General features: G+C 47.7%; 10 protein-coding genes. 1 reads left to right on the top strand and 9 read right to left on the bottom strand.

The features are described 5' to 3' along the window. Positions 1-286 precede the first annotated feature (286 nt). The 3 genes from ACFVS2_RS33235 to groES all read right to left on the bottom strand — a co-directional run bounded on the left by ACFVS2_RS33235 (position 287) and on the right by groES (position 3,319). Positions 287-1,069, bottom strand: coding sequence for an HAD family hydrolase (locus ACFVS2_RS33235; RefSeq protein WP_390240802.1), 783 nt, complete (start codon positions 1,067-1,069; stop codon positions 287-289). Positions 1,070-1,347: 278 nt separating this feature from the next. Continuing rightward, the gene (groL, locus tag ACFVS2_RS33230; RefSeq protein WP_173621341.1) at positions 1,348-2,979 is read right to left on the bottom strand and encodes a chaperonin GroEL; all 1,632 of its coding nucleotides are present in this window, start codon (positions 2,977-2,979) and stop codon (positions 1,348-1,350) included. Between the two features lie 55 nt (positions 2,980-3,034). Beyond that, positions 3,035-3,319: a co-chaperone GroES gene (groES, locus tag ACFVS2_RS33225; protein WP_007721023.1), complete on the bottom strand. Its 285-nt coding sequence runs from the start codon at positions 3,317-3,319 to the stop codon at positions 3,035-3,037. Positions 3,320-3,584: 265 nt separating this feature from the next. Between groES and ACFVS2_RS33220 the strand changes: the two genes are divergently transcribed. Beyond that, positions 3,585-4,904, top strand: a complete 1,320-nt coding sequence (locus tag ACFVS2_RS33220; protein WP_390240799.1) for a CAP-associated domain-containing protein — start codon at positions 3,585-3,587, stop codon at positions 4,902-4,904. Between the two features lie 67 nt (positions 4,905-4,971). On the opposite strand, the gene ACFVS2_RS33215 is transcribed toward ACFVS2_RS33220, so the two are convergent. The 6 genes from ACFVS2_RS33215 to ACFVS2_RS33190 form a co-directional block, all read right to left on the bottom strand. Then, complete coding sequence (locus ACFVS2_RS33215) at positions 4,972-5,391, bottom strand: hypothetical protein (protein ID WP_390240797.1); 420 nt, start codon at positions 5,389-5,391, stop codon at positions 4,972-4,974. 104 nt (positions 5,392-5,495) lie between these two features. Continuing rightward, positions 5,496-6,272: a twin-arginine translocase subunit TatC gene (gene tatC / locus ACFVS2_RS33210; protein WP_173621344.1), complete on the bottom strand. Its 777-nt coding sequence runs from the start codon at positions 6,270-6,272 to the stop codon at positions 5,496-5,498. A gap of 21 nt (positions 6,273-6,293) precedes the next feature. Further along, entirely contained in the window at positions 6,294-6,659 is a 366-nt protein-coding gene (gene tatA, locus ACFVS2_RS33205; protein ID WP_173621345.1) for a twin-arginine translocase TatA/TatE family subunit, read from the bottom strand. 61 nt (positions 6,660-6,720) lie between these two features. Beyond that, on the bottom strand, positions 6,721-7,722 hold the full coding sequence (locus tag ACFVS2_RS33200; RefSeq protein WP_390240794.1) for a molybdopterin-binding protein: 1,002 nt from the start codon (positions 7,720-7,722) through the stop codon (positions 6,721-6,723). Next, the gene (locus ACFVS2_RS33195; RefSeq protein WP_007721035.1) at positions 7,716-8,231 is read right to left on the bottom strand and encodes a MogA/MoaB family molybdenum cofactor biosynthesis protein; all 516 of its coding nucleotides are present in this window, start codon (positions 8,229-8,231) and stop codon (positions 7,716-7,718) included. The genes ACFVS2_RS33200 and ACFVS2_RS33195 overlap by 7 nt, the downstream gene beginning before the upstream one ends. 131 nt (positions 8,232-8,362) lie before the next feature. Beyond that, positions 8,363-8,941 (bottom strand): 5-formyltetrahydrofolate cyclo-ligase, encoded by a 579-nt coding sequence (locus ACFVS2_RS33190; protein WP_390240791.1) that lies wholly within the window; start codon positions 8,939-8,941, stop codon positions 8,363-8,365. Positions 8,942-8,965 lie beyond the last annotated feature (24 nt).

Below are 8,965 nucleotides of genomic sequence, written 5' to 3'. Positions count from 1 at the left end.
AAACTCTCCAATAAAGTTTGTTACTGGTTCAAAGCTGGCAAATCATTTAATGATAGACTCATTAACGCTTTCGCTGTTCAGTTTTCAAAGAGCATATCGTTCTTTTCTTTCGTCGTTAGCGCTTGTGGCGCCGACCTTTTAAACTATATCAGATCTTCTTTTGAAAAGCAAGGGTTATTTTTAGAAGTTCGAAGTTTTTTTCATTCTCTCTAAAATTCCCTTCAAAAGCGACAAGAGTTATCATACCAAGCCGGAAGCAAAAACGCAAGCATTATTACCTAGAATTTTATCCCATCCCTTGTTCATCCAGAGCAGACAGCAATTCTCCCATAGAACGAACAACAATTCGCGGCATGAAAAGCTCCGGAAGCTCTGACAATAAAGGATTCTTGCACTCCTTCCTCCACTTCTCCAAGCAAAACAAACGCATTCCGTGATCATTTGCGCGCATCTGCGGTTGGAGTCTCAACAATTCCTCTGGCAATTTTCGTTCTATTAATATAGAGGTTACATGACTGCGGTTAGCAAGTTGAATGTCATGATCCAAGCGATCTCCTACATGAGCAATTACTTCTCCCTGCAGTTTTTGCAGAATAGCTGGATCCGGCTTTCCAGTACCAGCTCGTTCTGGCGTAATGATCTCATCAAAGTAATCCAGCAAGCCTAATGCCTCCATTACTGGTGCCTGAAACTTGTAAAAGCCATTTGTGACCACTGCCAACGAAAAGCCTCGCCTCTTTATCTCCTCGAGCATCTGGGGAATTCCATCCTCGAGCAAATCAACCTTGGGCATTACAGAGTGTTTCCGAACCAGCGATTCAATATCAATCTTTTTTTCTATACACAATGCATCGCATCTACTAAGAAGGATATCATCCCAATCATACGCTTCTACGTAGCGTTCTTGGGACATACGCCGCTCATGCTCGGTTACCATTTCTGAAACAATATCATGCTCTCTTCCTAACTGACCGGAGATTACACGCGCAATCTCCGGAAATACCCACGCTGCAAATGGGTTTTGCATCAAGGTTCCATCCAGATCAAAGCTAATCCAGCGTTTGCTCATTTTATCGCCCCCGACGTAAGTCCTTCGATAAATTGCTTGGAAGCAAATCATCGGTAATGATGAGCTGTGTCGTACTCCCCAAATAGTGTAAGCACGCCTAACGGAATGGTGCTAAATTCTTCGCTTAAATAGATAAGCGGCTAAAAGAAGTCATCCCACACTCCGATCAGATGAACTATCCCCACAATCGCCAGTTTCATTGGCAGCATTAAACCAAGCACAAAAAAGAGACAGACGATTTGTCTGCCTCTCTTTGAAGAAAACGGCGAGCCGCTTTCTTACATCATGCCCATACCGCCCATGCCACCCATATCTGGCATGCCCATAGGAGCTTTGTTTTCTTCTGGTTTGTCAGCAATTACTGCTTCTGTAGTCAGGAACATAGCCGCTACAGATGCAGCGTTGGACAGTGCGGAGCGAGTAACTTTCGCCGCGTCAACGATACCAGCTTCGAGCATGTTTACATACTCTTCAGTTGCAGCGTTGAAGCCGATGCCCACTGCTTCTTTTTTCAGACGCTCTACGATTACAGAACCTTCGAGTCCTGCGTTCGCAGCGATTTGACGAACTGGCTCTTCCAGGGAACGGAGTACGATTTGTACACCTACAGCCTCTTCGCCACCTACGTTGATCGCTTCAACCGCTTTGATTGCGTTGATCAAAGTAGTACCACCACCAGGTACGATACCTTCTTCTACTGCTGCGCGAGTAGAGTTCAGAGCGTCCTCGATGCGGAGTTTTTTCTCTTTCAGTTCGGTTTCAGTAGCTGCACCGACTTTGATTACTGCTACACCGCCAGCCAATTTAGCCAGACGCTCTTGCAGTTTTTCGCGATCGAAATCGGAAGTAGTATCTTCGATTTGTTGACGGATTTGCGTTACGCGGCCCTCGATGGAAGCCTTGTCGCCAGCACCTTCAACAACAGTTGTGTTTTCTTTTGTAACCACGATTTTGCCAGCGCGGCCCAGTTGCTCCAGCTTAGCGGATTTCAGGTCCAGACCCAGCTCTTCTGTGATTACTTCACCGCCAGTGAGAGCAGCGATGTCTTGCAGCATAGCTTTGCGGCGATCGCCGAAGCCAGGAGCTTTAACCGCTACAGCTGTGAAGGTACCACGCAGTTTGTTCACTACGAGAGTAGCGAGCGCTTCGCCTTCAACATCTTCAGCGATGATCAGGAGTGGTTTGCCACTTTGTACGACTTGCTCGAGTACAGGCAGAACTTCCTGGATGTTGGAGATTTTTTTGTCAGTGATCAGGATGTAAGGGTTGTTCAGAACCGCTTCCATCTTGTCAGTGTCAGTGATCATGTAAGGGGAAGCGTAGCCACGGTCAAATTGCATACCTTCTACTACTTCCAGCTCTGTTACGAATCCTTTGGATTCTTCAACAGTGATTACGCCATCTTTGCCCACTTTTTCCATTGCTTCTGCGATCAAGTTACCTACTTCTGGATCGTCAGCGGAAATAGCAGCTACTTGCGCGATAGAGGATTTGTTCTCAACCGGCTTCGCGATGGATTTGATTTCTTCTACAGCTGCACGAACTGCTTTTTCCATACCACGACGGATAACCATTGGGTTAGCGCCAGCAGTTACGTTTTTCAGACCTTCACGGATCATAGCTGCAGCAAGTACAGTTGCAGTTGTTGTACCGTCACCAGCGATGTCGTTGGTTTTGGTAGCAACTTCTTTAACCAATTGCGCACCCATGTTTTCGTAAGCGTCTTCCAGTTCGATTTCTTTCGCGATGGTAACACCGTCGTTAGTGATCAACGGAGAACCGAATTTTTTCTCAAGAACCACGTTGCGGCCTTTTGGACCGAGGGTCACTTTAACCGCATTTGCCAAAGTTTCAACACCGCGGAGCATGGAGCGGCGAGCGTCTTCAGAGAATTTGACTTGTTTAGCCATCTAATCTCTACCTCCTGTTATGTGTTTATTCGTTCGACTTCCTATGTTAAGAGCCTTAACCGATGATCGCGAGGATATCGGATTCGCGCAGCACGAGGTATTCTTTGTTGTCTACCTTTACTTCAGTACCAGCGTATTTGGAGAAGATTACTTTATCGCCTTCTTTTACTTCCAAAGCGATGCGCTCGCCGTTGTCAGCAACACGGCCAGAACCTACTGCGATTACGCGGCCTTCTTGCGGTTTTTCCTTTGCAGAATCAGGCAAAACGATACCGCTTGCAGTCGTTTCGTCTTTGGAGATAGCTTCGATTACCACACGGTCACCCAATGGCTTAAGCACTAAAAACACCCTCCTCAAAAAATGTAGGTAAACAATATTTCTGTTGTTAGCACTCGACTGTTATGAGTGCTAACACCCAATTCCTATAATAATGAATCACTATGTACTTTGCAAGTAGTTTCCCTCACTTTTTTCCATATGCAACTGCTTGACTACTCTTCCTCCTATCAAATTGCATTCTCTAGCAAAAAGGTTCTAGTATTCGGACACGCTCATATAAATGAAGCATAGAATCAGGCAAGCTCGCCAAGGAGGGAATTGTTCCATGCACAAATGGCTCTGGATTGGCTTAATTGCCCTGGGAGTCTTGGGAATCAGCCGTCTCTTCACTTCGGATACTACTTCCTTTATACGTGTCAACCTTAACCCAGCCTCCATCTATTGGGATGGCCGTGAAATCGTCGCAAACGAAAAGCCCGAGTACTACACAGAGGATGGCAAGGAAATACCAGCTTCCTTAGAATACGAAGGAACGCTATATGTACCTCTGTCCATGATCAGTCGCCACTTGAATAAGCCTATCGGTTGGGATGAAGCTTCCCAAACTGCTTGGGTCGGTCAACCTCCTGTATTCTCCATCGGACAGCCTGAAAAACAGACTACACCTGATGCAGTCCCTGCCTCTCTGTTGCTTCCCCAAAAGCCTGCAACAACCAAACCACCTACAGCACCCATTCGAGAGGAGAAGCCTAACACGATTTTCGATATAGCTCTTGGCATTTCTTCTAAGGAAGTACACAAACTGTTAGGTGAGCCTACCCGCAAAGAGCCAAGCAGTCTCGGCTTTCAATGGTGGGTGTACAATCGTGAGCCTGCCCGATACATTCAAGTCGGCATCGCAGATGACAAAGTCGTCGATGTGTACTCTCTTGCTCCGACAGCAAAGCTCGGAAACATCGGAGTTGGCACCAGCCAGCAATCACTCGAGCGTCAGTTGGATGTACAAAACATTGTTTCTTTCTCTTTTCAGGGGGCACAAATCCAGATTACCAATCAAAAGCAGCAACGCCCTCTCGTCCTAAAAGACGGCACGCCCTTCATTTATTACTTGGACAAGCAGAATGGCAACAAAGTCACCGCCGTACGTATGATGGATACGCAAATGCTATTACGCGGCAGTTTTTACGAAACGAAATGGACCTATCAAGGTCAGGCACCCAATTTTGATCCCCCGCCGCTTCGTGTCGGTGAACGAGAGCAGGTCAATGCTGCATCTGAACGGCAAATCCTCGATCTGGTCAATGTCTCCCGCTACCGATACAAGCTTCCGCCCCTTCAATGGAACGAAAAAGCTGCCGATGTGGCACGAAAACACAGCATAGACATGGAGGGCAACAATTTCTTTGATCACATCTCTGCGACTACCGGCAGTAATCCATTTGACCGCATGAAAAGTGCCTCTCTCGCTTACAGCATGGCCGGAGAGAATATTGCAGCAGGCTACACAGATGCCATCGAAGCCCATGAAGGCTGGATGAACAGTCCAGGTCATCGCAAAAACGTACTCGAAAAAGGCTTTACCCAATTAGGAGTGGGCGTATATACAGACTACTTCACCCAAACCTTCCTCACTCCCATGAAATAATCGAAAAGCCCGGTTTCGTCGCTTTTTATGGACGACCGGGCTTGTTTTTGCAAGAAGAAGCGCCACTTTACGGCAATTTCACCTGCTCTCTCAGATGTTCAACTTTTTCGGTAAACTCCACAACGACCGTCTCATATTCTTTCGTGTGCAGAATCAGCCACGGACGACGCTCCCCTTTTTTGGGCATGATGACAAACATCTCTGCAATCATCGCATCGAGATTAGCGGATTTTAGCTTTATCGGCTTTGGGGGGACAAGCGGAATTTTCACGATCATGGCGGAATCCAACGATGGATTAAACTCCAAGACCCGCCCACTCACACTCTGCAAAATTTGCTGGGCTTCCTCCTGAAAGCCAGATGTATTTTCAAAGCTAGCCACAACGCGCTGCTTGTCCGTATCAAACAGTTCGATAGGCTCCCCTAGCCCGGCGGCATTAGCAGTACTCCCAGAAAAGAGCAACGCCAAGCATACGATCAGCCACATATTCAGCACCTCCCGGATCATAACTTCCGTAGTATTTCCCAATTTCTGCTGAAATACAAAAAAGTCCTCTGCCACTCGGGACAGAAGACTTTTTTCAACGCTCATTATTGAACGGGTTCGTTTGTTTCCAGACTGCCGTATTCTTGTTCCCACGCTTCTTGTTCTTTCAATTGCTTGCGATATACAACACGGGATAGCCAAATGCTCAGCTCGTACAGCAACAGCAAAGGGATGATCACGAGAATATCACTGACAATCTCAGGAGGTGTTAAGGTAATCCCGACTACAGCTAGTGCAAAGTAAGCGTAGCGTCGTGCCTTTGCCAGCCTCATTGGATTGAGGATGCGCAGTCTCGTCAGGAACATGACGATAATCGGCAGTTGGAACAGTATCCCGAACGGAATGACCATATTAAACATGAAGCCAAAGTATTGCGCGATTCCGTAGTTCGGGTCTGCGCCCATCGATGCTGTAATACTGGTCATAAACTGCATGACCATCGGGAAAACGACGTAGTAGCCAAACAGGATACCAACGATAAACAGAAAACAAGCCGCCGGGATGAAATAAAGCGTCCCGCGCTTTTCCTGTACTTCCATCCCTGGCGAAACAAAACGCCAAACGTGATAAAGTGCTACAGGCAGTGTGATGACAGCGCCCACTATGAAGGCAACCTGCATGTAAACACGAAGTGCGTCTGACGGATGCAACGAGACAATGGGCACGCCATCCGCAATCGGTTCTTGCTTTAAATAATCCACGAGTGGACCGGCGAGGAAAAACCCGACGACCAGTGCGACAATAAACACGGCCAGCACCCATATGATGCGCTTGCGCAGTTCCGTCAGGTGTTCTACCACTGTCATTTCCTGATCCTTCATGGTAACCACCAACCTTACCTGTTACGCGTTCTTCTGTTCTTTTTCCATTTGCAGGCGCTCTAGCTCCAGCTTCTCGCGGATTTCTTTTTCCAAGCGCTCGCGTTCCATTTTTTCACGAACTTCGCGTTCAATTCGCTCCCGCTCCGTTGCTTCCTTCTCAGTGACAACAGGCGTTGTTTTCGCAGACGCTTCTTTGGAGGCTAGCTCCTTGCGCTTTTTCTCCTCATCGTCGTCTTCATCGTCGCTCGTCAGACTACGCGTAGCATTTTTGAATTCTTTCAAAGTATGACCTACCGCACGCCCCAATTCTGGAAGCTTTTTCGGACCGAAAAGCACCAAGGCTAAAACTAAAATTAAGATTAATCCAGGAATCCCGATTGAGCTCATACGTGTTCACTCCTTTTTCTTGTGAAGTCGTTTGCTTTTCGTTATTTGCCAGTCTAACCAGCTAGCACTTTCGTAAACCACCATATCCGAGTCTTGTCATATCGGAAGCGACTATTCGCTCCCCAACCAAAATGCGCGGCAAAAATACATCAAAGGAAGTAAACGTTTCATGCATGACCGCTCCAGGCAAACCGAGAATCGGCACATCGCCTTTGTAAGCAACCATTAGCATGGAGCCCGGCAGCATCGGCGTACCGTAGCGCACTACTTCCGCTCCTACTCCTGCAATCGCTCCCGGCGTGCGGTCATCTGGATCGACAGACATGCCACCCGTAACCAAGATCAGATCGACTCCTTCATCGAGGAACGAATGAATCTGTTGTTCGATCGCTTCCTTGTCATCTGGCGCAAAACGCTGATCTACTAGAGTAGAGCCGAGAGCTTCTACCTTGTTTCGAATCACAGGACCGAACTTGTCTGCAATCCTGCCAGAGAAGACTTCTCCCCCTGTCGTAACAAGTCCCACTCTTTTATCCTGAAACGTTTTTACTTGTACAATCGGTTCGTCAAACTGTTTGGCCAGTTGCTCCAGCTCGATGATTCGAGACTCTTCCATAATTAACGGGATGATTCTCGTAGCAGCCAATGTATCTCCCGGATGCACGACCTGATCGCCGTAAATCGTGGAGAACGCAATTCCTTCGAGTTTGTTCAACGCATGGACAGCTTCCTCGTTGATTTTGGCCAAACCGGTTCTCGCAGCCTTCATCGACACCTTGCCCTCATAAGGAGGCGTCAAGGTCAAGCCTGGTCCGGATACAGCCTTCGCGATACGAATGCCTGCTTCTTCCTCATGGATGTAGCCTTCTGGCATCTCCAGCACGTAAATATGTTCTTTGCCAATCGACAACAGCGGCTCAATATCCGCCTCGGTGACAACATGCCCTTTTTTAAACAAGCGTCCTTTGAATTCTCCAGGCAAGATTTGCGTCATATCGTGAGGAAGCATCATTCCGATCGCTTCACGCACTGGCACTTCCCGCATCTGAGGTTTTTCTACCAATGCAATCCTCCCCAATCTTCGTTTGCTTCTCCCGTTCCTTGCAAAATGTGCAAAGCGTCGGATAGCATATCGCCAATCGCATTGAAACAGATTTCTACGCCTTTCGGATTACCTGGGAGGTTGATAATCAACGAATTACCCCTCGTTCCCGCAACTGCCCGGGTCAACATCGCCCGGCGGGATTGCTTCAAACCAGCACGGCGCATTTCTTCGGCCAAGCCTGGGACTGGTCTGTCAATGACCCACGCTGTCACTTCTGGCGTAACGTCACGCGGGCTAAGCCCCGTGCCCCCCGTAACAATCAACAGATCGCATTTTTCGCGGTCTACGAGTTCAATCATATGTTCTTGCAAATCTTCCATATCATCACTAACGGCACGGTATACAGCGACATCTACATGAAGCCATTCCCTTGTCAGATGACGAACGATTGGCATACGATCGTCCACACGATCTCCTCTGGCAATCGAATCACTTGCAGAAATAACGCCTACCTTCCATTTGCTCACGATACATTCCTCCGGTTTCTCATTCGATAGTATTGTACACTTTTCTGTCAAAAACGTCTCGTCGTTTTTCCTTGGCGGATAGCACCATTCGCGACAGTAGAAGGCATGAAAAAGCTACTGACACAAAACATTCAAAAATGCAGAAGACCTTTTTCGGTGACAACTTCATCTAACAAAACATCATGAGACTCTAGCGGTACATGCTCCACAACCTGAATAGAAAAGCCGACTCCAACCAAGAACGGGAGCTTTTTCAGCGTTGCCAGAAAGCGGTCATAATAACCACCGCCATACCCCATACGTCCGCCCTTGCTGTCAAAAGCAACGCCGGGAACAAGGATCGCATCCAAGTGTGATACGTCCGCTACTTCTGCCAAGGCAGGGTCCGGCTCCCAAATCCCGTAGACTCCTTGCTTTAGCATGTGCGGTCCTGTATACCGATAGGGAATGAGACGTCTCTCGGCAACGTTTGTGAGCGGCAGCCATATGTCTTGGCCTCGCTTTTTTACCTCATGTAGAAAGGGCAGAATATCCAGTTCATCTCCAAAAGGATGGAAAGCCATGATTGCTTTGGCATCAGCCAGCCTTTCATGAGACAGCAACTGATCGCATACCTCTCTGGAAAGCTGCTCCCGTTCCCTTGCAGACATGGACTTGCGTCTCTCCAAAATATGGCTTCGCAGCTGTTTTTTATTCGTTTTTTGGTCCATGACAACCTCTTCCCTCTCTCGTAA

This window comes from Brevibacillus sp. NPDC058079, assembly GCF_042885155.1.
Lineage (GTDB): Bacteria > Bacillota > Bacilli > Brevibacillales > Brevibacillaceae > Brevibacillus.
The sequence above is the reverse complement of the archived record's forward strand: the minus strand, read 5'-3'. Positions and strand labels throughout refer to the sequence as shown.

Coding starts and splice junctions, on each gene's coding strand:
- ACFVS2_RS33235 (WP_390240802.1), bottom strand. CDS start 1,069: ATGAGCAAACGCTGGATTAGCTTTGATCTGGATGGAACCTTGATGCAA.
- groL (WP_173621341.1), bottom strand. CDS start 2,979: ATGGCTAAACAAGTCAAATTCTCTGAAGACGCTCGCCGCTCCATGCTC.
- ACFVS2_RS33220 (WP_390240799.1), top strand. CDS start 3,585: ATGCACAAATGGCTCTGGATTGGCTTAATTGCCCTGGGAGTCTTGGGA.
- ACFVS2_RS33215 (WP_390240797.1), bottom strand. CDS start 5,391: ATGTGGCTGATCGTATGCTTGGCGTTGCTCTTTTCTGGGAGTACTGCT.
- tatC (WP_173621344.1), bottom strand. CDS start 6,272: ATGAAGGATCAGGAAATGACAGTGGTAGAACACCTGACGGAACTGCGC.
- tatA (WP_173621345.1), bottom strand. CDS start 6,659: ATGAGCTCAATCGGGATTCCTGGATTAATCTTAATTTTAGTTTTAGCC.
- ACFVS2_RS33190 (WP_390240791.1), bottom strand. CDS start 8,941: ATGGACCAAAAAACGAATAAAAAACAGCTGCGAAGCCATATTTTGGAG.